Origin of the sequence: Enterobacter cloacae complex sp. SHL009, from assembly GCF_049237205.1 — a bacterium.
Lineage (GTDB): Bacteria > Pseudomonadota > Gammaproteobacteria > Enterobacterales > Enterobacteriaceae > Enterobacter > Enterobacter cloacae_M.
The window spans coordinates 145,616-170,304 of sequence record NZ_JBMKIW010000002.1; the positions used below are offsets into that span (position 1 = coordinate 145,616).

The 24,689-nt window shown below is 42.9% G+C and carries 22 protein-coding genes; 8 read left to right on the forward strand and 14 right to left on the reverse strand.

The features are described 5' to 3' along the window. The first annotated feature begins 7 nt into the window (after positions 1-7). Complete coding sequence (locus ACOTZC_RS07170) at positions 8-421, forward strand: hypothetical protein (protein WP_421635694.1); 414 nt, start codon at positions 8-10, stop codon at positions 419-421. Between the two features lie 58 nt (positions 422-479). On the opposite strand, the gene ACOTZC_RS07175 is transcribed toward ACOTZC_RS07170, so the two are convergent. The 5 genes from ACOTZC_RS07175 to ACOTZC_RS07195 all read right to left on the reverse strand — a co-directional run bounded on the left by ACOTZC_RS07175 (position 480) and on the right by ACOTZC_RS07195 (position 7,073). Then, complete coding sequence (locus tag ACOTZC_RS07175; RefSeq protein ID WP_023279386.1) at positions 480-1,145, reverse strand: hypothetical protein; 666 nt, start codon at positions 1,143-1,145, stop codon at positions 480-482. Positions 1,146-1,450: 305 nt separating this feature from the next. Then, on the reverse strand, positions 1,451-2,719 hold the full coding sequence (locus tag ACOTZC_RS07180; RefSeq protein WP_421635695.1) for a relaxase/mobilization nuclease domain-containing protein: 1,269 nt from the start codon (positions 2,717-2,719) through the stop codon (positions 1,451-1,453). Between the two features lie 5 nt (positions 2,720-2,724). After that, positions 2,725-3,102 (reverse strand): hypothetical protein, encoded by a 378-nt coding sequence (locus ACOTZC_RS07185; protein WP_039021684.1) that lies wholly within the window; start codon positions 3,100-3,102, stop codon positions 2,725-2,727. 1,267 nt (positions 3,103-4,369) lie between these two features. Further along, entirely contained in the window at positions 4,370-5,644 is a 1,275-nt protein-coding gene (locus tag ACOTZC_RS07190) for an LlaJI family restriction endonuclease (RefSeq protein ID WP_111769574.1), read from the reverse strand. 25 nt (positions 5,645-5,669) lie between these two features. Continuing rightward, positions 5,670-7,073, reverse strand: coding sequence for an McrB family protein (locus ACOTZC_RS07195; RefSeq protein ID WP_137581855.1), 1,404 nt, complete (start codon positions 7,071-7,073; stop codon positions 5,670-5,672). An 81-nt stretch (positions 7,074-7,154) separates the two neighbouring features. Between ACOTZC_RS07195 and dcm the strand changes: the two genes are divergently transcribed. Next, the gene (dcm, locus tag ACOTZC_RS07200) at positions 7,155-8,471 is read left to right on the forward strand and encodes a DNA (cytosine-5-)-methyltransferase (RefSeq protein ID WP_225393522.1); all 1,317 of its coding nucleotides are present in this window, start codon (positions 7,155-7,157) and stop codon (positions 8,469-8,471) included. Between the two features lie 75 nt (positions 8,472-8,546). On the opposite strand, the gene ACOTZC_RS07205 is transcribed toward dcm, so the two are convergent. The 5 genes from ACOTZC_RS07205 to ACOTZC_RS07225 form a co-directional block, all read right to left on the reverse strand. Continuing rightward, positions 8,547-9,422, reverse strand: coding sequence for an HNH endonuclease (locus ACOTZC_RS07205; protein WP_204277481.1), 876 nt, complete (start codon positions 9,420-9,422; stop codon positions 8,547-8,549). 733 nt (positions 9,423-10,155) lie between these two features. Next, positions 10,156-10,419 carry a hypothetical protein gene (locus ACOTZC_RS07210; protein ID WP_047173250.1) on the reverse strand — a complete coding sequence of 88 codons (264 nt, stop codon included), beginning with the start codon at positions 10,417-10,419 and terminating at the stop codon, positions 10,156-10,158. Beyond that, positions 10,416-10,691, reverse strand: a complete 276-nt coding sequence (locus tag ACOTZC_RS07215; protein ID WP_047173251.1) for a hypothetical protein — start codon at positions 10,689-10,691, stop codon at positions 10,416-10,418. Before ACOTZC_RS07215 ends, ACOTZC_RS07210 begins: the two co-directional genes overlap by 4 nt. Continuing rightward, entirely contained in the window at positions 10,675-11,811 is a 1,137-nt protein-coding gene (locus ACOTZC_RS07220; protein ID WP_421635696.1) for a PAAR domain-containing protein, read from the reverse strand. Before ACOTZC_RS07220 ends, ACOTZC_RS07215 begins: the two co-directional genes overlap by 17 nt. Positions 11,812-11,821: 10 nt before the next feature. Continuing rightward, positions 11,822-12,283 carry a hypothetical protein gene (locus ACOTZC_RS07225; protein ID WP_047173252.1) on the reverse strand — a complete coding sequence of 154 codons (462 nt, stop codon included), beginning with the start codon at positions 12,281-12,283 and terminating at the stop codon, positions 11,822-11,824. A 331-nt stretch (positions 12,284-12,614) separates the two neighbouring features. Between ACOTZC_RS07225 and ACOTZC_RS07230 the strand changes: the two genes are divergently transcribed. Genes ACOTZC_RS07230 through ACOTZC_RS07240 form a run of 3 tightly spaced genes read left to right on the forward strand, consistent with a single transcriptional unit; the run spans position 12,615 to position 19,611 of the window. Continuing rightward, positions 12,615-14,975, forward strand: coding sequence for a type I restriction-modification system subunit M (locus tag ACOTZC_RS07230; RefSeq protein ID WP_126303660.1), 2,361 nt, complete (start codon positions 12,615-12,617; stop codon positions 14,973-14,975). Next, positions 14,975-16,366 carry a restriction endonuclease subunit S gene (locus tag ACOTZC_RS07235; RefSeq protein ID WP_421635697.1) on the forward strand — a complete coding sequence of 464 codons (1,392 nt, stop codon included), beginning with the start codon at positions 14,975-14,977 and terminating at the stop codon, positions 16,364-16,366. The genes ACOTZC_RS07230 and ACOTZC_RS07235 overlap by 1 nt, the downstream gene beginning before the upstream one ends. Beyond that, the gene (locus ACOTZC_RS07240; RefSeq protein ID WP_248162575.1) at positions 16,363-19,611 is read left to right on the forward strand and encodes a type I restriction endonuclease subunit R; all 3,249 of its coding nucleotides are present in this window, start codon (positions 16,363-16,365) and stop codon (positions 19,609-19,611) included. Before ACOTZC_RS07235 ends, ACOTZC_RS07240 begins: the two co-directional genes overlap by 4 nt. Positions 19,612-19,750: 139 nt before the next feature. Here ACOTZC_RS07240 and ACOTZC_RS07245 read toward each other — a convergent pair whose 3' ends face one another. From ACOTZC_RS07245 to ACOTZC_RS07255, 3 genes are read right to left on the reverse strand one after another with little or no spacing between them, the layout of a single operon-like run. Then, positions 19,751-20,260 (reverse strand): hypothetical protein, encoded by a 510-nt coding sequence (locus ACOTZC_RS07245; RefSeq protein ID WP_248162577.1) that lies wholly within the window; start codon positions 20,258-20,260, stop codon positions 19,751-19,753. Between the two features lie 44 nt (positions 20,261-20,304). Beyond that, positions 20,305-20,964, reverse strand: coding sequence for a winged helix-turn-helix domain-containing protein (locus ACOTZC_RS07250; RefSeq protein ID WP_248162578.1), 660 nt, complete (start codon positions 20,962-20,964; stop codon positions 20,305-20,307). Positions 20,965-20,989: 25 nt separating this feature from the next. Continuing rightward, on the reverse strand, positions 20,990-21,862 hold the full coding sequence (locus ACOTZC_RS07255; protein ID WP_047173256.1) for a phosphorothioated DNA-binding restriction endonuclease: 873 nt from the start codon (positions 21,860-21,862) through the stop codon (positions 20,990-20,992). Positions 21,863-22,162: 300 nt separating this feature from the next. Between ACOTZC_RS07255 and ACOTZC_RS07260 the strand changes: the two genes are divergently transcribed. The 3 genes from ACOTZC_RS07260 to ACOTZC_RS07270 all read left to right on the forward strand — a co-directional run bounded on the left by ACOTZC_RS07260 (position 22,163) and on the right by ACOTZC_RS07270 (position 23,566). Next, positions 22,163-22,630 carry a SymE family type I addiction module toxin gene (locus tag ACOTZC_RS07260; RefSeq protein WP_114979171.1) on the forward strand — a complete coding sequence of 156 codons (468 nt, stop codon included), beginning with the start codon at positions 22,163-22,165 and terminating at the stop codon, positions 22,628-22,630. A gap of 167 nt (positions 22,631-22,797) precedes the next feature. Beyond that, positions 22,798-23,328, forward strand: a complete 531-nt coding sequence (locus ACOTZC_RS07265; RefSeq protein ID WP_163354341.1) for a DUF2778 domain-containing protein — start codon at positions 22,798-22,800, stop codon at positions 23,326-23,328. Beyond that, positions 23,303-23,566: a hypothetical protein gene (locus ACOTZC_RS07270; protein ID WP_163354343.1), complete on the forward strand. Its 264-nt coding sequence runs from the start codon at positions 23,303-23,305 to the stop codon at positions 23,564-23,566. Before ACOTZC_RS07265 ends, ACOTZC_RS07270 begins: the two co-directional genes overlap by 26 nt. A gap of 86 nt (positions 23,567-23,652) precedes the next feature. Here ACOTZC_RS07270 and trpS read toward each other — a convergent pair whose 3' ends face one another. Further along, entirely contained in the window at positions 23,653-24,654 is a 1,002-nt protein-coding gene (trpS, locus tag ACOTZC_RS07275; protein WP_163354345.1) for a tryptophan--tRNA ligase, read from the reverse strand. Positions 24,655-24,689: the final 35 nt, after the last annotated feature.

The following is a 24,689-nucleotide window of genomic DNA, read 5'->3' on the forward strand; positions in this document are numbered from 1 at the left end:
GCATATTATGGATAAAACAAATATTAACTTAATGGAAAGGTATCTACTTCTGCTTGATCGATTCGTTGATAAACTCGCTGAATCAGGTTTCTCAGAGCAACGAATTATAGAACAATCATATCTTTTTTGTGCAGGATTTTATGTCAAATACCAGAGTGGTATCGAAAAAATGACCTTCTCCAACAGGGAGGTTGTTTTAACCTTTCTGCTACTTTCATATTATAGTCATATAAATAAACTGGATGATGATTTGATCAACAAAGAGCGTATGAAAAATGTATGTTCTTCATTGATTAACTTTATAGTCAGTAATGGTAGCCGAACAGAGAAAGTCTATGCTAATGAGAAAAGGAAATATGAGGCTTCGACCCTAAAAAGATCGTTATCCATCAAAGAGAAGAAAAGAAAATATGGATTGTGATTATTTTAAAAGCCCGTAGTAGGAATCTACGGGCTAATTCTTTGTTGCTTATGATTTTTTATTTTTTTACTAAATCGATAAGATTTCTGATTTCATGATCAAATCTAGAGCTTCTTCTTTTAATCCAATTGATACAAACGAAGCTTCCGATCCTTGATAGGAAATATGTGAGCCACATATACTTGTGCTCATCCCACACATATCCATCTTTAAAGCCCCAAGGCAATGTGAGAAATGAAATAAGTGCAGCAGCACAAAGTAAAATGAAAACAATAGAGAATAGTTTCGAAACAGGCATTGCTCTGTAATACGATGCTGTAGAAGCATTATGGAACAGCATTGTCAGAAAAGCGGGGATGACAACTTTTTTCCTGTTTAAGTTTACTTCATGTTCTCCCGTGTTCTTATTAACGATAAGTGCATCTTTATACACGTTATACGAACCATCCTCACTATACTGGTGCAGCTCGTATTTATAAATAGTGTGTGAACTTCTGAAGGGGATACCATAGTCGGAAATCTGCTTCTCATCCCCAGCGTCGGTTTTTACCCAGATCTGATTATTGCTTGGGTTGGAATTAATTACAGTGCCAGAGAAAGTCTTAACAAACGTGTAAGTTTCACCAAACAGATCAAACGTTGGGGCTGTAATCTCTGCTTTCCGACGATCAGAAAGACCAACGTTGACTTCTTCATTGCGGCGTTTCGTGGTGGAGATGCTCATACAAGTTCCTTTGTGTTAGATGTTAAATTCATATTCGATGTATGAAGAAATCAGGGACTACAGATGAGATGGTATCTGCCATTTCAAAACCTGCATGTTAGTTGAATACGTAAATAGGCTAGTTAAATCAGTCTGTTATACTTTTTGGTGTGAAATCACATTTTGACTGGGTTTACAGGAAAGGCAAATCACTTGTACCGATCGATTAAAGATTAATGATAGATGCAGGCTATTGGCATTAAAATATCGATCGGTATAAACGATCAATTTATTGGCCTTTATCTATCAAAAAAGGCTTGCCAGCCCTACATTGAAAGCGAAGCTCTATGCGATTTATGTGGTGTTTCAATGGCAGTTTTGGGGGGGGATGATGTTATCTCTATCATTCTCACGCCAGTGATGGTTTTGTGTTTTCGAAGGCGTTTGAGGGGGGGGATTTTGAGGTTTTTCAACATACGATAAATTACATCGAGGTAGGGGATGTATTCCAACCACCTGAACGCTGACACTGCATAGCTTCGCTTGGGCGCTACTTTTAACGCTACGGTTGCTATCGCTTCTTTGTTAGTTGCAACAGCTTCTGGGAGAAGCGCTTCGACAGAAGCGATAGAGTATTCGTCCTGACCAGCAGCTCGTTTATCGAGGATAAGTGCTTCTATGGGGCGGTTAACGTATTCTTTCGTGGTTTCAGGAGCATCTGTAGTTATGGCCATATCATGAGGTGCACTAACAGATGTTTCTCTGACAGATGATTTCAGTTTAAACAGGAAAGCATTATCACGTTCCTCTTGGTAGTCGATTCTGCTTTGCAAGGCAGACCAGGAATACCCTTTTCCCAATTGAGATGCTTTGAAAGCAATCCCTTTGTATTCGAATGAGAAGCCGTTCATGCGTCCGGTAGAAGCGATGTTCGGGATTGCTCTGATGTTTTGTGCGGCAAGCTGATGCACAAACTCAGTGGTTGACGGTCTATCGGCAAGGAATACTTCCAGAGCGTTTTGGATGATGGTTTTCGGGCAAAGCTCACCAGCCCTTTTCTCCATCATCGCTTCACTACGTGATTTTTTACGTTTGGCAGGTGAGGTTGAAGGTTTCAGGGCATCAGTTCCTTTGGTTCTTATTAACTGATAGTCTTTTTCAAGATCCTGGATGATACGGGTGCTGATAAGGTTCTCATTTTTACCAAGGTAGAGCTTCCCCGAAGTTGCATCTATGCGACTTGCAACTATATGGATATGTTGGCCATCTTTATCATCATGCAGGACATAAGCGCGTAGATGCGTCTCAGAGAAGCCCATACGCTTCATATAGTCATCGGCTAACAGCTTCCATTGTTCTGTGGTGATCTGTTCGCCAGCAGGCAGACGCAGAGAATTGTGCCAAACAGGTTTACTGACATCGGTGCGTAGGAGCTTCGTAGCGTTGAACTCTGCACTTAGCGCTTCTGCGAAGCTTTCTATTACATTGCCACCAACTACATACGGATCTGACTTGTGGTGCGAAGCAGGTTTTAATAAATAAGAAATAAGCCCGTTAAAGGTTTTTCCTCTTTTGATTTTTTGCATTCCCTTCATGAAAACTATTTACCACTTGGCAAATCAGAAGCTGTGAGGCATGAGCGAAGCTCTGATATCTGACGCTTTATAGCGAAGATTTCAGTTTTGGTAAGCTCACCTCCGCTGCTTTTGGTATTAAGATGGCATATTAGGTTATTCAGATTCTGAGATATTTCGGCTAATGATTTCCAGGCTTGTATGTTGATGGCAGGAACAGACAAAGGAAGCTTATCCAGGGAAGCTAAGCGAAGCCACTCTCCCTTGCTTTTACCACCACGTTTTTTGTTGAGAAGCTTTAGCTCATCTTGATTAAAACGAACACTGACACAATGGGTTCGCAATGATTTAGCTGGGACTTTGTTATTCTGCTTACAGAATTGTATTGCTATAGTTTCTTTCATAGAAGCTCCTTTTCGTATATTAGGGTTTGTGTTGGTTTTATTGTGAGCAATTCCTTTGCGGCACTTTGTACATTTATATTTCAAAAATGTGATATGTCAATATTTTGAATTTGACCTAGCTTTTCTTTTTCAACCAAAGGGCGAAAAAGCAAGGTCAACTTGAGAAGCGTAGCTTCGATAAGTTAGCCCTTGCTTGATCATATTATTTTACATAAGAACGGTCATTGACTAATTCGTTAATGATGTTAAATATAGTAAATAAAAGCAAGATATTACATGAGGTATCAAATGAATTACTTTAAAAAATTAAAATCAGATGTTAATTATAAAAAAAGGTTGATAGTCAATGTGCTATTTTTAGGGCTTATATTTTCCATACTCTCCATGATTTATGTGTTTGCAGATGCTGAGAACTTTTTAAGTTATTTTTTAATAGTCTCGTTTTTGAGCTTCCCTGCATACCTAACTCTCACTTTTCCTTTAGCAGATTTTAAAAAAAACGTCTAAAAATAGATGGGAATCTTTTATAAAGATGTCTGGTTCTGTATTTTAGTCGCAATAAAATTGTAGGGGTCAGATTATTAGAATGGGAATTTTCGCAAAGAATAATATATTTGCTAAAACTTTCTGAATATGCAATGGAGCATTTTATTATCGTACTACCTGCTATGATGCATAAAGCTAAATAAACATACCAGTGTTGTATCTCTGCTTTTTTTAGCTCATCATTTATATTAGTAACAGTGTTGAGTATATAACATACTGCTAATATTGACGCTGGTATGTATAATACTGTGTCTACTAAAGGTTTTAAAAAATCATTAATTTTTGGAATGCAATAAAAAGATATCACCAGTCCGAAAAACATTGGGATAAATAATAGAAGGAAAACTTTAAAAAAATTGATGTTTAAGGATGTTGTATATATAGAGATAAATACAACTGATACTATTATTAGAAAGATAGCTAACGGCTTTTTCATAAATAAAACGGCGTTTTTATTTCGTTCTCTAATCCTTTTTAGGCGTATCTCAACTAATTTTTGTGAGTTATTGGAAGTAGTATTTATCATGTTAAATCATCCTTAACCTTAGCTCTCTAATTAAATTGTAAAAATAATAATGATGATAGAATTATTTTGCTTTCTTAATTATCTTTATCTTTGGAATCATTTCCATGCAATGCTATCCTTAATATAACGCTCATAACTATTATAGATTGTAAACCAAAAGCAATCTATCCTTTTGTAGGATTTAACTTGCTTTTTCTACTTACGTAATCCTTTAGGAAAATCGAGATTCGTTTTTTTTCCATTCGCATATAAATGTATTAATCTAATAGGATCTTTATATAAACAAAATATAGGTGGGTAGTGTTCATCAAGTAAATCTTTTTGGTCAAGTTTGGTTGATTTGTCTTTTAAAGCCATATGGATTGATTCTATATTTCCCTTCACTCCAGGGAAAACAAAAACACTAAAAATCTCAACAGCTTCTTTTGCAATCAAACTCATAGACTTAACATAATAAAATTGCTTGATAATATCAGGCAAGCTAGGGGCGTTATTAGCATTACTTGCTCTGTAATATTTGGCGTCTATTATATAATATAACTCATTGATTTTAAGAACTATATCCGTCTTTTGACCTCTTGAGGACGCATGAATATATTCATTAGATATTTTGTATACAGGTGCTGCAAATTTATTATTGATGTTTATTCTGTCATTTAAAACTGAACCGAGAATGCTTTCCCACATCCCATGAAACTCTTTAATACCAATAATAATATTTGACTTGTCATATCCAGAGTTTTTTTCAAGATAGTTGCTGATTGATTTCAGCAGATAAATATCTCTTTCGCTATATATTGTGTCCAGTTCTTTTTTGATGGTAGCTATCTGAATCTCTTCGCTTAATTCAGAGCGACCAATCGAGTTTAGAACACTTTCGTAATAAGCTGGTTCTGAGTAAGTGAGCCATCCCAAATCTTTGCTTATGTCATAAATAATTCCAGCATGAATTTTTGAGATCTCACTGTCGAGTTCAGTTCGCTTTGAAATACCCTCGTACTCAAGATAAAGCGGCGAGTTATCAGAAGGATATGGTTGAAAACTATGAATGGTTTTCTTCCAATTAATCTTGCCTGCATTGTAGACTTTTCTTTTACTTCTTCGTTTGTATAAACCGTTGAGATTAAAATCCTCCAAAAGAGAGATGATTAATGTGAGATTTTCTTCGCCTATAAAACCTTCTCCATTGTCTCTATTATCAATACTATTTTTTTTCGATTGTTGATAAATATTAATCGAAAACATTAATTCTCTTGCAATCTTTTCTTTTTCAGAAATTGAGTATTGTTGAAGATTATTTACATCGCTATTCCTTGGAAGGAAAATATAAGGTTTACCTTTGAAGTATACCAACCCAACAAAGTGAATAAAAATGTCATCTTGAACAATAACACCTTTAGAAGTCAAAAAAGCTCTTAAATCTGCCGGTAACTTATTTACGTTATATCTATCACTATAAAAAATTAGCATACTTCCACCAAATATTTATTTGAATCTACAATTTGAAAATTTTAATTTTCTCTTCAATCGTATCATTAAAAATTGGTTTTCCAGACAGAAATGCATTATGCAATTCACCAAATGTTTTAAATTCTTCAGTACGAAATATAAGGCTTTTTTTCCCATGTCGTAACACATCGTCCCAAAGATAGACTAATAACTTACCAGCAACTGTGTCATTGGCTTTTTCTTTTGTTTTTAGTTCATTATCATCAAGGAAACGATGTCCAAGTAATCTATCTTCAGGAACATTTAGCTCTTTCAATTCATCGTTAAGTATCTTAGAAAAATCACCCCAAGTAATATTTATTGTTTCTATATTAGCTTCGTCATTATATATGTTTATTGGTATTTCACCTTTAGTAGCATTACTATAATCGATGAGAAGATACTCAAATTGCCAACGGCGTTTAAATGCTGTGTCCATAGGCATTACTGCTTGATCGCTACTATTCATGGTCGCTAAGATTGAGAGGTTGCGAGGAATTCTTAAGCTTGATAGATTGTCGTCCACTCTTTCATTGATGTAATCCAACATGTCAGGATCAATTATATCAATTTCATATTTGCTTTCACCATACTCATTACGATCTAATAGCTGGAATAATTCACCAAATACAGCGGAGGCAGAAGCTCTATTTATTTCCTCAATTACCAAATATACATTTTCTTCTTTTGAATTTAACGCAAGTATTAAAGCTCTTAAAAAAGGGCCTGCTCTATATTCATAAACTACTTTTTTATTTCCTTCGCTATCTTCGATTGTTCTTGGTCTTAGACTTCCTACAAAGTCTGAATAGAGCATGTCTGGATAAAAAACTGTTCTTATATATTTCGATGAACCTAATATCTCGTTAATCCGATGGCTTTTACCTGTCCCTGGGGCACCATAAAAAATTTTGTTGACTGATTCGATTAATTTTGAGTGCTCACTATATTTAGATAATTCTAATATATACTCATTATTATCAGGTATCTGTGTTTCAAGATAGTTTATTGTATTTCTAAGAGACTCTTTACTAATTTGCATTGTTTTTTCTGAGTAATTTTTACCATCATCATTAGCAATAGTAACAACTTTATTTATTAATGAAAAAAGCGGTAGTGTCTGTGTTGTAGATAGTGTATTGACAACTGCGTCTTTTATATTTACTTCAAATAAGTTACGCCATGTAGATTCGTTATAGGTATTAAAATTAATAAATTCATCTATATTTGATTCAATATCTTTTAAAACTGAAATTAGTTGAGGCAGAGTTATTGAAAAAAATTTAACGCTATTTCTTCTGCCAGTATTTGAAAATACAAAACTCGGTGCTACTTGACTATAGCTGACAGACATTGAACTTGATAGATTTGAACAATCAATAATGAAATCGTTAATGTTTTTGTTGTACATAAAATTTTCCATTGCATGTGTTTTTGTACAGCGCTATCATTGCCCGGAAAGAAACCGGATAAGTATGGACAACCATAGCTAATGACAATAGATAGAGCATACTACATCAAGGAGTTGAGAAAAAGGATGGGGATTGGATGCTCAGCCTTTGCTCAAATCTTAGGTATGGGGTCTTCTGGAGAACGTACCGTTAGAGGGTGGGAGTCTGGCGAACATGAGCCTACACTCAATTACTGGAATCAGATTATTAAACTGGAAGATGTCATGAACACAAACACTGAAAACTCTCCATTTAAACAAGAATCTATTGAAAATAGTAAATTTACTTTCATAGATTTATTTGCTGGTATTGGCGGTATACGTTTACCTTTCCAGCAGTTGGGAGGCCATTGTGTTTTTACATCTGAATGGGATAAATTCGCTCAAAAAACCTATTTTGCTAATTATGGCGAAATGCCTGATGGTGATATCACACAAATCAAAAATTCAGATATCCCAGATCACGATGTTCTCTTAGGTGGTTTCCCTTGCCAGGCTTTTTCTCAGGCAGGGCTGAAACAAGGATTTAGCGATACCCGTGGAACAATGTTTTTTGAAATACAAAGAATACTTGCAGGTAAGAGACCAAAAGCATTCCTTTTAGAAAATGTAAAACAATTACAGGGGCACAATAAAGGTGATACTTTAAAGACAATTATCAATATCTTACAAGGTAAAAATGCGCAAGATATACCCTCTGATATACCTATGAGCAATGATGCACGAAGCGCCTTATCACAACGTTTAAACTACTGGGTTGATTATAAAGTTTTGCGCGCTGCTGATTTTGGTGTACCTCAAAATAGAGAACGAATTTTCATCGTAGGATTTGATAGAGATTATTTTAAAAATGTTGATTTTGATAAACTATTTTCTTGGCCTGAAGCTCCTAAAGAAAAAACGCGCTTAGGTGATATCCTTCTTTCAAGAAAAGAATTAAATGAGCTTGAAAAAGTTCATGGAAAAGATTTTTACACTATTTCCGATAAATTATGGACTGGTCATAAAAAAAGAAAAGAAGAGCACAAAACTAAAGGGAATGGCTTCGGGTATTCACTCTTCAATGAGAACAGTTCTTACGTAAATACCATCAGTGCTCGTTATTATAAAGATGGCTCTGAGATTTTAATTGATCAAGCATCTCTTGGGAAAAACCCTAGGAAATTGACTCCAAGAGAGTGTGCAAGGCTTCAAGGGTTCCCTGAAGAATTTATTGTAGATGCAGTTTCTCATGGGCAAATTTATAAGCAATTCGGTAATTCTGTTTGCGTAAAAGTCATAGAAGCTGTAGCTGAAAATATGATTACCGCTCTGAATAGAGCAACAGATCTTATTGAAGAAAAAAATAAAGTTGCTTAATAGCTTTGTTTTTTTCTGCACCATCTGAAAGCTCAAACACCAGCTTTCAGATGGTATGATAAACTTTATCTAAAGTTATATTCCATAATAAAAGCATAACTTACCGAAATCAGTTCCTAACTGATTTTCAAAAAACATATTTCGTGAGTAATAAAGTTTTTCCAAAATTATTCTTTTCGTTTGACTATCACCGTAGTGAATAGCTCTATGGCAGATAGGGCAAAGTGAGTAAATGTTGCCAATATTATCCAAAGAATGTATATGATTTTTTTGGAATGCAAGAGGAATTAAATGATGTGCTTCCATAAAACTTTTCTGTGTAATCGGTGAAATGAAAGTAATGTGTTCTGGATTATATTCACATTTAAAATTTGCATTTTCTAATGCTTGTAGTGCTAAGGAATAGTTGCGTTGGAATCTATAGCTACTAAATGGAACTGCCTGACCTGCTTGTTGAAGTACTATATTCTTAAGATAAACGTCGTCATCATGATCTTGCTCATATAGTATGAAATTTCTCTCTGCCTGCCTTAACAGTTGCTCCCATTGTAACGGTGATAAGAAACCTATAATAGGTACATCATTCTCTTGCCTATTAAATATAAGGAATACATCATTTGTATTTCCTTGGAATCTTAATCTTCCTTGCATATATAGCCTAATTTCGTTTCCACTTTCTTTAGGATAGACGATAGGGATATCGTTATATTCAAAATTATTTAATTGATAGTCAGTGAAAGTAATGAATTTTAATCGTTCTGATCTTGTTTCCTCAATGTATGATCCTTTTCTAACAATTTTTGTTAAATCATATTTTTCTGCCATTACTTCTTTTTCATAGCGATCTAATGTAATGCTTCTATCACCGGTAGCTTCTCTGTTTGTAACAATTGAAAATGCACCTGATGTTGCGTTTAAGGTTCTTAATAATCCTAAATTCATAAATGCCATCTACATATCCTTATTATAAAGTGATAATACTTGCAGGAGTTTAATGAATTATTTATGTACAAAGATACAATTTTTTAAGTATGATGTACAGAGACAGTGCCCTCTCTTGTCTCAGTATTAAGGTAGGGATGTAATTATTTCATTCTAGAATAAATCGGATATTTTTTTATGAAAAATGTTCGATTATCACCAATAGGGACTGATGGTATCAATGATGGGATCATGCCTAATGTGGTAAGTTTTAATCTCTTAAGATCATAAGGATAGTTGCGATGTTCGAGTCCGGCCTTCGCACCAAGTCACTAAATTCCTTACTGTACAGTTAGTTAGGCGATTAAGTTTGTCTCTTTTGCCTGTAAGAAATGCTCTGTTATATCCCTTGAAAAAGCCGCTGTGTTTGATAGTGGTAATTGGGATGTTAACTCATTGCGGCGTGTAGTTCCAGGCGTCAAACACGTACCGATTGAACACTGACTGAACTCGAATGCTATGACGTTGCAGGGAATAAACAGGTTTATGGTGGTGTTCGTACCTGCACACGAAATGCAGGCTCTGCCAGCGATTCGGCCTCGCTCCTTCGGGTACATGGTCATCCTGATAAACTTCACTATCTGACACTCCCAGTGAAGTTGCCTAACGGCTCCGCGCGTTGTCTTGCCACCAACGACATGAGGCTTGTATTGTCTAAAATCAGTGAGGAGGGGAAAGGCTGGATCTCTCCAGCCTTTGACGGTCATCTCACTTTTTTGAAGATGAGCAGAATCAGAGGGACGCAGACAGCGAAACCAATGATAGAGGCTAAAGCCGAATCAGAGTGATTTTGCGATAGCTCCATAACAAACGACGTTAGCTGAGAAGGGGTAAAATCCCATCCTTGGCTCACGGTTTCTGAGAAGTTAACGGCGAAGACCAGATCGAAATACAGCACGATAACGTAATACACTATGCAAATCAGCGCGATACACCCCCACGTGATCCAGAATTTCTTATTCATCATCTCACCTTTTTAAAGATCAGTAGGATGAGTGGCACGCAGATCGCAAAGCCAAAAAAGGCGACAGTAAAAACGCCATCAGTGGCTTGCATGATCGAGTCTATAGAAGCTTGGTACTCTTTTAATGGGATTGGGCCAGAAAACTGCATACTTTCACTCTCGCTGAATGCGGAAAAAGAGAAGGTAGATAGCACCAGTGCGATAAAGTAGCATAGCGATACAATGACAATCCCACCCCATCGGAAAACGGTTTTAGTTTTATTCGTCATCGCCATATGATCCCCCTAATACGCCACCTACAGTGCCGCCGGAAAACGGAGACAATGAATCGCCAGTGGCAGCACCTTCCGCAGCAACATGCTGAACTACCCCGCCGGGAGTTTCATGGAATGGTTGTAAGTTATCTGAATTAGGGTATTGCTCTTTGAATAATTCTGTCATCTCAACGACAAGCATTGAGGACATGTCTCCACCCTTCGCGATGAGAAATCTTTGCAGCGATACCGGAACGGTGAAATCTTCCTCGGCTTCAACAGGTAGTTGGGTCGTCGTAGATGTGTAACCGTGCTCAAATACCGTAGAGCCAGCATACTTAATCCCCGCAACTGAATGTGTTGTGCAGTTGCTGCCAGTAACGTCATACTCATCAATGGTATGGCCTCTCCTTCTTGTTGTCTCTGGAATTTTTGATGTGTGTATAGCTGGCTTACTGCTGTTCCATAAGTCTTCGAAGAATGCTCTTGTCTTCACCGGGTCGGCATCGTCTATGCGGAAAACACGAGCACCCATCTCATAGAGTTCAGAACGATAGTAAACCCTTGCATCTTCATCTTGTAGGAAGTTAAGAACACCATCTCCCGTAAATCCTCCATGATTGGTTCTGCCATAGCGACCATACGTGAAGAGATAGACATTGTTATTCTCGTGTACCGAAACGAAAGTGTGACCTGCGTTTTTGGTTTCAGTCCAGATGTAAACGCCGTTCAATAGCGAGTTATCTTCTGGCTTGCAGGTGTCAGTAACGCTGTTCTGCTTCTTCGCTGCTTGGGCGTGCTGCACTAGCTCTACAGGCGCTATAGCCCAGGAAGGGGTATTAACCTCAACGGTGCCAGGCGCGATAAGAAAATTAGTACCCTGTGGACAACCGCAGAGGATTTTCGCACCATCCACGGCGACTGCGGCGCTATTAAAGCAGCGAGGATCTCCGCTCACAATTACCCCCACTTTCCCGCATTTCGGGCAAGGAGTGGTCTTATCGCCGATGTAGAGTTTCCACAAGCCCATAACAGACATACCGGGGCGAGCGGCAATACATTGTGCGCCTGTAGAGGTTTTATCTCCGTGCAGACCAACGTTCTTACCGTGAACCGTGCAACCCCTGTTAACCGATGCCATAGTGACCACCTTATTTCAGAAAGTTTTCTGGCAACGATTCCCCTGCTCGGACTACCTTTCTTCCGGCATTTTGTGGGCAGCTAATAATTTCATCGCCGTTATCCAGCGAGCTACCAACAAGGGCAATAGATTCGCCTGGTGTGTTTCCCACACCATTGGAGATCTTCGCGGACGTTCCATCTGGGTAACGCACTTCATCACCAACTCGAGACACGTTTAGCATTGTGCCGTCATCAAGTTTGATCTGCCGTCCGTTATATTCACTGAAAACTTTCCCACCATTACGTGTCAAGCTGCCCTCTGTAGCGATCAGATAAGCAGCTGTAACGGGATGAGCGAGATTGTAGGCGTTTTGTTTTTCGATGAGAGAACGGGCTTCGTCGTTCATTCCGGCGAGTTGTTCGGTTGTAAATGGTGACTTGTCAAAGGCTGTCAGCGTTTCTGGTGTAAGTTCGTTGGTGTACTGCTTCATAGGTCCCTCTACTTGCTATGGAAATAATACGAATGGCTATTTTACAAACAATAACCATACAAACAACAAGTATTAGACTTAAGCGAAACCGTGTTTCGTAACAACCAGTAAAGGGGGGTTATCCACCCACTTATTTTCCTTCATGAACAGCAAGCAGTAATCCACATTACTCACTCTGCTGATAATCAGTTATTCAATATCATTGTCCATTTCTTTGCCCTGTATCGTTTGCGATAGCCTTTATAGCGGGTATGATTTTGCGCACTGGATTCCAATAATGAATATTTGCCGTGCACATTTGCACTATGGCCGCGATCTCCCCGAGGGTTTCATGACTAACACTAACTTTTCTCAAACGGCTGCGTTTATCTGGTCTGTGGCTGATCTGCTGCGCGGTGATTTTAAACAGTCTCAATACGGACGTGTGATCTTGCCTTTTACGCTACTGCGTCGTCTAGAGTGTGTGCTGGCGGAGACCAAAGACGCGGTTGTGGCAAAATATGATGAATTAAAAACCAGCCCACTGCCGGAAGATGCCAAAGAGAAGTTTCTGCTGCGCGCCAGCGGCCTTTCCTTCTTTAACACCTCGAAGATGGATCTGGGCAAGATGGGGCAGAACGACATCAAAGCCAACCTGGAAAGCTACGTACAGGCGTTCTCCCCGGACGCGCGTGAAATCTTCGAACACTTCAAATTCAGCGAGTTTGTCGGCCTGCTGGAAGATGCCAACCTGCTGTTCAAAGTGGTGAAGAAATTCGCCACCACCGATTTGAGCCCGAAGGCGATTTCCAACTATGAAATGGGCCTGGTGTTTGAAGAGCTTATCCGTCGTTTCGCGGAAAGTTCTAACGAGACCGCCGGCGAGCACTTCACCCCACGCGATATCGTGCGTCTGACCACCTCGCTGGTGTTTATGGAAGATGATGAAGCCCTGTCGCAACCCGGTATCATCCGCACCATTTATGATCCGACGGCCGGGACCGGCGGCTTTCTCTCTTCAGGCATGGAATATGTGCACGAGTTGAACCCCAAGGCGGTGATGCGTGCCTTTGGTCAGGAGCTGAACCCGGAATCCTACGCAATCTGTAAAGCCGACATGCTGATCAAAGGTCAGGATGTCAGCCGCATTAAGCTGGGCAACACTCTCTCTAACGACCAGCTGCCGCTGGACCAGTTCGACTACATGCTCTCTAACCCGCCGTTTGGCGTGGACTGGAAGAAGATTGAGGGCGAGATTAACGACGAACATACGCAGAAAGGTTTTAACGGTCGCTTTGGCCCGGGCCTGCCGCGTGTATCCGACGGCTCGCTGCTGTTCCTGATGCACCTGATCAGCAAAATGCGCGACAACCACAATGTGGATGGCAGCGTGAGCAACGGCGGGCGTATCGGGATTATCCTTAACGGTTCGCCACTGTTTACCGGTGGTGCGGGCAGCGGTGAGAGCGAAATCCGTCGCTACATTCTGGAAGCCGACTTGCTGGAAGGCATTGTCGCGCTGCCAACGGACATGTTCTACAACACCGGCATTGCCACCTACGTCTGGATCCTCTCCAACAAGAAAGCGCCTGAGCGTAAAGGCAAAGTGCAGCTGATTGATGGCACCAACCTGTGCGGCAAGATGCGCAAATCGCTGGGGTCCAAGCGCAACCTGATGGGCGAAGACGATATCAAACTAATCACCCAGACCTTCGGTGATTTTAAGGTAGTGGATGCAACAACTCTGGAAGAGCTTGGTCTGGAAAAAGCCGCCGAGCAAAAATCCAGTCGTGGCCGTCAACCTGCCACCGCCAAACCCGAAGCGCCGAAAACCTTCGCCAGCAAAATCTTCAACAGCACTGACTTTGGCTATCGTCGCCTGACCATTGAACGCCCGCTGCGGTTATCCGCTCAGGTAACGGATGAGGCGATTGCGACTCTGCGCTTTGCGCCGAAGCCGTTTAACGCGCCGATGGAACGTCTGTATGAAGAGTTCGCATCCCAGTGGCAGGAGGATATCTACGGTGATTTCTCCGAGCTGGAAACAGAAGCGCGCGCCACCATCAAAGCCGAATTTTCTGAGCTGAAAGAGAAGCAGATCAAAGACCTGCTCGACAGCAAGCTGTGGCTGGCGCAGCGTGGGTTAATGGAAAAAGCACAGCAGATTCAGGCTGCTCTGGGTACGCAGGCGGGTGGCAAAACGCTGGTAAGCAATGACTTCAATCAGTTCCAGCTGACCCTGAAAGGGGCCATTAAAACGGCTGGCGTGAAGCTGGATGCGAAAGAGAACAAGCAGTTTATCGATGCCATCACCACCAAAAACCCGGATGCCGAACCGGTGGTGAAGAAGGTGCTGAAAGAAGCCGCTCAGCCGTTGTACGGTGCGTTTGAGTACAAAGGCAAAGTGGTTGAGTTTGAACAGGACGGCGAGCTGCGCGATAACGAGAACGTGCCGCTGAACCCAGCATTGTCCACCAGCGACCTGATTGAAAACTATTTCGAGTCTGAAGTGCTGCCGCATGTGAATAACGCCTGGATCAACGCCGATAAGCGCGATGCGAAAGATAACGAAGTGGGGATTGTGGGTTATGAAATTCCGTTTAACCGCCATTTTTACGTTTATCAACCACCGCGCCCGTTGGAAGAGATCGATGCCGACCTGGACGCGGTCAGCGCCGAGATTATGAAGCTGCTGCAGGAGGTACATTCCTGATGGCTAAGTATAAGGCGTATCCGGAGTATAAGGATTCTGGGGTTGAGTGGCTGGGGGAGGTTCCTCTGAATTGGCAGATCCATTCGCTAAAACGTGCAGTCGAAGGTTGTACTAATGGCGTTTGGGGGGGGGAGCCTGATGATAAACATGATTTAATTGTGCTTCGTGTTGCTGATTTTGATCGTCAATCATTTAAAATTTCTGATTTAAAATTAACGACAAGGTCTATCCTTCCTAAGGATAGAGGTAGCCGTTTGCTCAAACAGGGCGATTTGTTAATCGAAAAATCAGGTGGCGGTGAAAAGACCTTAGTTGGCTGTGTTGTTTTATTTGATAAAAAATACGAGGCAGTGACTTCAAATTTTGTTGCAAAAATGACACCAAGAGACAGCTATGATGGTCATTTTTTGACATATGCTTTTTCACAGCTTTACGCAGGGAAAGTAAACTATCCATCGATTAAGCAAACAACCGGCATTCAAAATCTAGATGCAGATTCTTATTTGATGGAGAAATTCTGTTTTCCTCCTAAGCATGAACAGCGAAATATTGCATGCTTCCTCGACCACGAAACCGCAAAAATCGACAACCTGATCGAGAAGCAGCAACAACTGATTGAACTGCTGAAGGAAAAACGTCAGGCAGTGATTAGTCTTGCTGTTACCAAAGGGCTAAACCCTGATGTGCCGATGAAAGATTCTGGTGTTGAGTGGTTGGGGGACGTGCCAGAGCATTGGGGAATAACTAAATTAAAGTGGGTCGGTCGAACTACTAGTGGTGGAACACCAACGACTTCTAAATTTGAAATTTATTATGAAGATGGTCATATTCCATGGATTAGAACTACAGATTTAAATAATGGTGAGCTTTTCGACACACCAATTAGGATTACATCAAAAGCAGTAAATGATACTGCATGCTCGATTCTGCCGGTGGGAAGTGTGCTGCTAGGTATGTATGGAGGTGCGGGTTCTATAGGTAAGCATGCTATCCTACGCTTTGAATCTACAATAAATCAAGCCGTATGTGGTGTTTTACCGTGTGGAAGAATATTGCCAGATTTTTTACATAAATATTATGAATTTTACCGACCTTTTTGGATGATAGATGCGGCTGGTACAAGAAAAGACCCTAATATAGGTCAGGATAATATTAAGGAAGGGATTATTTTAATACCTCCTTTCGAAGAACAAGTCGAAATCAATAATCATATTGATAATATGCGTAATATTTATGAGTGTATAATTGAAAATGCTCTTGAAGGGATGGATTTACTTCAAGAACGCCGAACCGCCCTTATCTCCGCTGCCGTCACCGGAAAAATCGACGTCCGCGATTGGGTTGCCCCTGAGACGCAGGATGTTGAGGAGCCACAGGAGGTCACCGCATGAGCACGGATAGCACCAAAGAGTTGATTTTCCAGAATGAAATGATTGCTCAGATGGAAGCAAAAGGCTGGATTTGCGGTAAAAATGACGGCTACGATCGCGAACGTGCACTGTACTCGCAGGATGCGCTGACCTTTGTGCAAACTACGCAGCCGCATGAGTGGGAGAAATTTGCAAAAATTTATCCTACCGATACCGAGCGTCATTTCCTCGATGCGCTGGTGGCGCAGCTGAAAAAAGCGGATATCAACGCCACCGATATTTTGTCTCGCACCTACGGTACGCTCGGCGTGCTGCGTCATGGTATCAAAAGCCATAATGCGCGTTTTTCACTATGCCAGTTTAAGCCGGAACATAACCTCAATCCGGAAACCCTGACGCGCTACAAGCAGAATATCTGCCGAATCGTGCCGGAGCTGGTTTACAGCCCGCATGCGTCAAACGCCGCGTTTGAAGAAACTGGCGTTAAGGCGAAGAAATGGCGTATCGACCTGGTACTGTTCGTCAATGGCCTGCCGGTAGCGACGCTGGAACTGAAGTCTGAATTTAAGCAGACGGTACAAAACGCCATTACGCAATATAAGAAAACGCGTTTGCCGAAAGATCCAGGCACCAATAAACCTGAGCCGCTACTGACCTTTAAGCGCGGCGCGCTGGTGCACTTTGCCGTCAGCCAGTACGAAGTGTTTATGGCGACCAAACTGGATGGTGATAAAACCTTCTTCCTGCCGTTTAACAAAGGGACCCATGAAGGCGGTGCGGGGAACGATATCCCGGAAGATGCCAACGACTATGCCACCAGCTATCTTTGGAATGAGGTGCTGTTGCCGGACAATCTGCTGAAAATTCTCGCCAGTTTTGTGCATCTGCAAATCGTCGAAAAAGAAAACGCCATTGGCCTGAAGTACAAAAGTGAGAGCCTGATTTTCCCGCGCTATCACCAGTGGGACGTGGTGAACAAACTCATCACTGCCGCGACGGTTGAAGGCACCGGCAATAAATACCTGATTCAGCACAGTGCCGGGTCGGGTAAATCGAACTCTATCGCCTGGACAGCGCATCAGCTTTCCCGCCTGTACGATGAAAATGGCGAGAAGCAGTTTCACTCGGTGATTGTGGTGACGGACCGCACCGTGCTTGACGATCAGCTGCAGGACACCATCTATCAGTTTGAACATCAGGACGGCGTGGTCGGGCGTATCAATAATAAAGAGGGCGACGGCTCTAAATCGGAGAAGCTGGCGAGCGCGCTGGAAAACTCGCAGCCGATCATTATCGTTACCATCCAGACATTCCCGTTTGTCCTGAAGGCGATTGAAAACAGCGTCAGCCTCAAGCAGCGTAAATATGCGGTGATTGCCGATGAAGCGCACTCCTCGCAGAGCGGTTCTACGGCGCGCCAGTTGAAAGAAGTGCTGATGACCGAAGAGGCGGATGACGATGTGGAGATGTCTTCAGAAGATATTCTGGATGCTACCGTCGCGGCGCGTAAAGGCAGCAGCAATCTCAACTATTACGCCTTCACCGCCACGCCGAAGGCCAAAACGCTGGAGCTGTTTGGCCGTCGTCCTAACCCGCAGGAACCGGCATCGAAAACGAACAAACCGGAAGCGTTCCACGTTTATTCCATGCGTCAGGCCATCGAAGAAGGCTTTATTCTTGATGTGCTGAAGAACTACACCAACTACAAGGTGGCGTATAAGCTGCTGCAAAAGCTGGACGATCCTGACCGGGAAGTGGACAGCAAGAAAGCGAAGATCAAACTCAACCAGTGGGTTTCGCTACACGATCATAACGTGTCGCAGAAAGTGAAGGTGATTGTTGAGCACTTCCGCAAGCATGTAATGCATTTACTGGCTGGCCAGGCGAAAGCGATGGTGGTGACCAGTTCCCGCAAAGCGGCGGTGCGTTACAAACTGGCATTCGATAAATACATCGCCGAGCATAAGTACGACAAGATCAGCGCAATGGTAGCGTTTTCCGGGGAAGTGGAATTCCATGAAGATGACCACAACAACCTTGCGCTGCTCAATCAGAAGTTCACTGAGATCAATATGAACCCCGGACTGAAAGGCCGGGATATGCGTACAGCGTTTGATACTGACGACTACCAGGTGATGCTGGTGGCCAACAAATTCCAGACCGGTTTTGATCAGCCTAAGCTCTGCGCTATGTATGTGGATAAAAAGCTGGGCGGCGTGGAGTGCGTACAGACCCTGTCGCGCCTGAACCGTACCTATCCGGGGAAGGCGCAGTCCGGCACATTTGTACTCGATTTCTACAACGAACCTGACGAGATTTTGGGGGCTTTCCAGCCGTACTACCAGACAGCAGAGCTGATGGATGTCAGCGACCCGCAGTTGGTCTTTGAGCTTTATGAAAAGCTGCGTACCAGCGGTATTTTCCTGTGGAACGAAGTGGAGCAGTTCTGTGAGGCGTTCTTCAGTAAAAACAAATCCAACGCGGCCATTAGCAATATCTGCAAACCTGCGGTAGAGCGCTGGAAGCATCGTTACACCTCAGCGATTGATGCCTATGTGCTGGCCAAAGAGATGTTTGAACGCACTAAAAAAACCGGCGATGTTGTGCTGATCACCAATTCGGAAAACACCTTTAAGGACTGCGAGAAAGAAAAAAGTAAGCTGGATATCTTCAAGAAAGATCTCGGCAGCTTTGTCCGCTTTTACGAGTTTATGTCGCAAATCGTCGATTATGACGACAAGAATCTTGAAAAGTTGAGTCTCTTTGCTCGTCATTTGCGTCCGTTACTGCATGAACAGCGTATTGAAGAAGATGAAATTGATTTAAGCAACGTGGAGATGAGCCATTACCGCCTGTCAAAACTCCACGAACAGCACCTGAAGCTGCAAGAGGATGCTGAAGAATACAAAATCAAACCGGGTAATGATGTCGGAACGGCGAAACCAAAGGACAAGAAAGAGGAGTTTCTTTCAAATATCCTGGCTCGTCTGAACGAGCTTTTTGTCACCGATAATCTGACCGATAAAGACATGATCAATTATGCCTTTGCGGTGCGCGACAAGCTTTCAGAAAACCAGGCGGTAATGACCCAGATCGCGAACAATACGCGCGAACAGGCGATGTTGGGTGATTTCCCGAAGGCGATTGATGATGCCGTCATGGATAGCAACGAAGCCCAGCAGGAGATGATGGTGCAATATCTCTCCAATCCTGAACTGGCGAAGGGCTTTGCCCGCGTGGTGTTTGATATGTTGAAAGGGGCATAAGGTTTCACTTTCTGTCAGAATGAGGGATGTTATGTCAGGTGTAAAATAAGACATTTCATCCCTATTCTTAGATTTTAAAAATATGTACTGCTGACTGTCAGTAATTAACTCGTATTTTTTTTGAACTTCAAATGTAAATTTATCGTGAAAACCAATCAAGTTTTTTTGTTATTTTAGGTTGTTCTATTTCATAGATATCATTGTATGTTAACTTTAATTCGAGATTGGATAATTCAGAACGCAATTGTTGTCTAATGAAATTTTTACCTGTTTCAAAGCTTGCTTGTATAAGAGTTATTTCTTTATCTACAGCAATAATTCTGCCATCAACATTCCCAGTAAAACGGTCCCAGACAAGATCCCGTTTGATGTGACTTATTGCATCCAGGAGCTGATGGTGATGATTGTTATCTTTCTGCGTTAAAAACTCTTTTATAATTAAAGGGCCTGTCCCTTGATTTTTTATTTTTAAAAAAATCACGTCTTCATAATCCCCGATTAAAAATTCTGCCAATGGTTTTACCGATAATTGATTGTGCTTTTGCTGATTAACTTGTGCTTTATATGCTATGAATAACGATATTATTGAGGTTACCATTGCACAAAATGAAACGATTAATTCTGATTTACTTGCCAGGAAATTTAACATTATTGCTTTTCATTTAATGTCATATATATTAGTGGGCGTTTTTTCTATTTTTGTGTTTTTTTCATCAAAGCCTTCAATTCCTCAATAGTAAGTGAGGGTTTTCGTCTGTGGATCATTGCATGGCAATTGGGACAGACAGGGCGAAGATCATTTACAGGATCGAGTTTGTAGCGCTCCCCAATCTCAGACAGAGGCGTGATATGGTGGACGTGAATATAGTCCTTGCCGGTTTCACCATACGTTTTCTCAAAGTCCATATTGCATACGCTACATTGGCAGCCGTAGTGGTCTATACATTTGTCTCTTGCTGTTTTGCTCCGTTCGTACTTGTTAACTTTGATCTGTTTTACGGCCCCTTCATAAAAGGTTTCCGGGACTTCATCTGGATAATCGATATCTAACTTGGTAGAAAGCGATTCTGCTTTTTTGATGCCCTCATGAGTGAGTTTCCAGATGCCGAGGCCTGATTCTTTGGCATTATGAAGATACTTGTAATCAACAAGCTTTTTACGCGCCCATTGGACCATATTGTTCCATTGGGGACGGTTGCTATCATCAGGAAGTAAGATGCTCATTTCTTCATCGGTAAGGCCGAACGCCCTCCCCAACGGCACATAACATGAGGAAGAACTAACTTCTCCCCCTCGGTTATAGATATTCAAAAGTAAGGGGATTTCAATTTCTTTATAACTTGGGAATGCCATGTTTATCACCATCAAAATGAACAAGTTACTTTCTGAAAATTTCGCGTATATGCCACTCTATATAACTATCCTGCGGATAATTTTTTTTCTGTAGTGGGAGGTGAATTTGAGCTCCTGCGAAGTCCCAAAAGAATCTGGATACAACGCTATTACCATTTACAGCGGAAGATATTTGAACGCGCATGTTTTCATCCACTCCAAGAGAGCCTTTATCAAAGGCTTTATGATGGATTGAGCAGAGAGCTAAGCCATTAGCAATCTCACATGGCCCTCCAAATTGCTTCCATTTGATATGAGCGGCTTCAAGTGCGACAGAGGTATTATCATGTCGCATATTGAAACCGCAAACGGCGCACTGATAGTTATAGGCTCGCAGTACCTGCTGTCGAAATAAGGGATCGCGCTGTTTGCGAATTTGCAGGAGATCGAATCCCAACTCGTCGGCGAGTTCTTCCTGGATGCTTTCGGTAAAGTGTGCTTCGAGGATTTGCTGAGCTATAGAGTTAATCAGATTCTTACTGTTTATCAAAAGAGAGTAATGCTGCTCGTCAAAACCGCCTGCAACATGATTTTCAACCAGCTCTCCTGCAGGAGGTTGTTTACTGGTACCTGATGTGGAACAGCGCTCCGCATTGCGTAGTTCCCAAAAGCCATCACCCTGTAAACGCCAGAACGGCATATCAGGACGGTACTGTGCACGCTGTGGTCCAAAACGTTCCAGCAGGCTGTGCAGCTGATCGCGTACTTCAGTACCGTAATCAAACAGTCGCGCATGCCCCTGCTGATACTTCGCCAGCACGTACAGAAGCAATAAAGGCTTATGCGGCGCACGCTGTTCGCCTTTGCGCCAGATAGTGATGTCGGCAATTGCCTGTTCAAGAGTTTTGCTGGAAGCCATCGCGTTACGGAAGAAGGTAAATAATTGCGATGATGCTCGCAAAACTCAGGACAGGCAACCCACAATCAACAAAAACATGAGCTTACCGCACACTACGCTATTTCCTGAATCCCCCTCGCAAAATCCAAATTTACCCCGCACCAAACCGCTGTATTTATATTCAGCACGGTATAATGAGCACCAGAAATTACGCCGAACGGCAAAGGAAATATTGAAGAATATTTAATGAACAATTCGCGATATGAAGGTGCTGCAACACCCCCATACCGCTAACCACAAACAACTTACAAGGAGTTGAAAATGGCTGCGACGAATTTTAAGCCAGAGTTTACTGTTTGCAAAACAGAATCAGACGCTTTCACCGGCATGATTGAAAACCGCGAGCTGGTACGCAAAAACAGCGCCCGCCGCCTGCACGGCAACCAGACCAACGCGGCACCCGTCCATCCACGCGCGGAAACACCGCAGGACAGTGCCGCCTGCTGCGAACTGTATGCACGCATAGATATGAAATACCTTCTTCTGGGCGGAGACTGGTTAACCCGTGCAGGCTTTATCAACGGCATGCCGGTAAAAATCCGCGCCATGAAAGACTGCATTGTGATTACACCACAGCATACAAGAGAATTATGGGGATGCCTGGAAGGTATGAGTGTGGTGAATATCAATAAACAGAAAGTCGCGCAGTGGTTGAAGACGTTTCCGGGCGCGTTGAATGATACGGGAGATATACCTATGGTGAAGCGCGGAAATGGTCTGGCAGAATAAGAATAATATCTAAAATCTCCCTTCGTTAATCCTGTAAAAGGATAAATCAATACGGACATGCGCATTCATGTCCGTATTTCTTGTTTTTCACGTGAATTATCTATCACCGCTGGTGCACTCAATAAATCGGTTGTAACATTCTCCGCAAAGCGAGAGGGAGAATTGCTATGCAGATTTGTAGGATGGATTACAACGATGTCTCCGCCGATGGAAGAAGACTGAAACTACATGTTTATGGCGTTGGGACGTTTCCCGTTTTTTCAGGGATAGAACCCGTAACCAATATTGCAGAGTGTGCCTTTATCAGGAATGCTGCATTACCTGTGGGTACGTACTGGATCGTTGATGCACCGGAAGGCAGCATTGCTAATCGGGTTGAGCGGTTTGTAAAAGACTTCAAGAACGGTACCAATCATTCTGAATGGTTCGGCTTGTTTAATGCATCGACCATGGCTGATAACGTATTTGTGAATGGGGTCGACAGAGGCTCATTTCGACTTCATCCATTGAGGCCGAATGGTGAGGGAGAGTCGTGGGGATGCATAACGTTCTATAATATCCCTGATTTTCAACTGGTCAGACAATCTTTGCTTGCACGTAAAAAGATTCGTGTTCCTGGCGGTAAAGGGTTGATGGCATATGGACCTATTGATGTGACAGGAAGGGCTGATTATGCTTCATGCAAAGTTAAAAAATAATATCCTGATTGGTCTGGCATGCCTCATTGCTTCCTTTTTTATCGTCCTGTTTCCTCTGGGAGGCCTGCTCGATTACTTATCTCAAGTCAGCAATGATTTTTTAAATCGCACCGGTCTGGGGTTTGCTGATGGTGAAGCGGACCCATCATTCCTGTGGGTGTTGGGGGGGATGATGGTCGTCGTTACCGTACTACTGATGATTATCATCAGAAAGATATGCAACCTGAAGCAGGGATGAAATATTTCATAGCCGCTTTCTAAAACAATTAAGCGGCGTCATGCCAATCCCACACTCCGCCGCCCAACCTCAATCAACTCACCTCATCAAAATACCGGCACCCCCATCCCAACCTTCACCTCCCTCAACGTCGCCTGCGTCACCCCCTGCGCCCGTTCTGTTCCGCGCTTCAGCATCGTCATCAGCTCACCTTTATCCTGCATATACATCGCCCTCCGCTCCCGCATCGGCGCAATCAGCTCTTGCAGGCACGCCTCCAGTTCGTTCTTGCAAACCCGGTCACCCAGCCCGCCCGCCTGATAGTGCGCCTTCATCGCCGCCACTTTCTCCTTGTCCGGATGAAATGCATCGAGATACGTAAACACCACGTTCCCCTCAATCTGCCCCGGGTCGCTCACCTTCAGGTGGTTCGGGTCGGTGTACATGGCGCTCACCGCACGGTGAATGGTCTCTTCGCTGGCCGAAAGGTGCAGCGTGTTGCCCAGCGATTTCGACATCTTGGCGCTGCCGTCGATGCCGGGCAGGCGGCTGGTGTCGCTCAGCATCGCCTTGCAGTGGCGCAGCACCGGGGCAGGCAGCAGGCTGTTCATCTTGTGCACAATCTCGTTGGTCTGCTCAATCATCGGCAGCTGGTCGTCGCCGACGGGCACGAACTCAGCCTTAAACGCGGTGATGTCCGCCGCCTGGCTGATGGGATAGGCCATAAACCCGACCGGCAGCGAGCGGGCGAAGCCCTTCTGCGCAATCTCGTTTTTCACCGTCGGGTTACGCTCCACGCGGGCGACGGTGACGATGTTCATATACAGCATCGTCAGCTCGGCGAGGGCGGGCAGGGCGGACTGCAGGCAGATGGTGGTCAGGTTCGGGTCGATGCCGGCGGCGAGGTAGTCGGCCAGCACTTCTGGGATGTTGTCGCGAATTTTCTGCGGGTTGCTGCCGTTGTCGGTCAGCCCCTGCAGGTCGGCAATCAGCACAAACTGGCTGTGCGTCTGCTGAAGCGCCACGCGCTGGCGCAGCGATCCGACGTAGTGGCCGAGGTGCAGCGGGCCGGTTGGGCGGTCGCCGGTGAGGATGGTTGGTGCGTTCATAATGACTCCTTAATGGGCAGTTGCCGAAAGGGGTC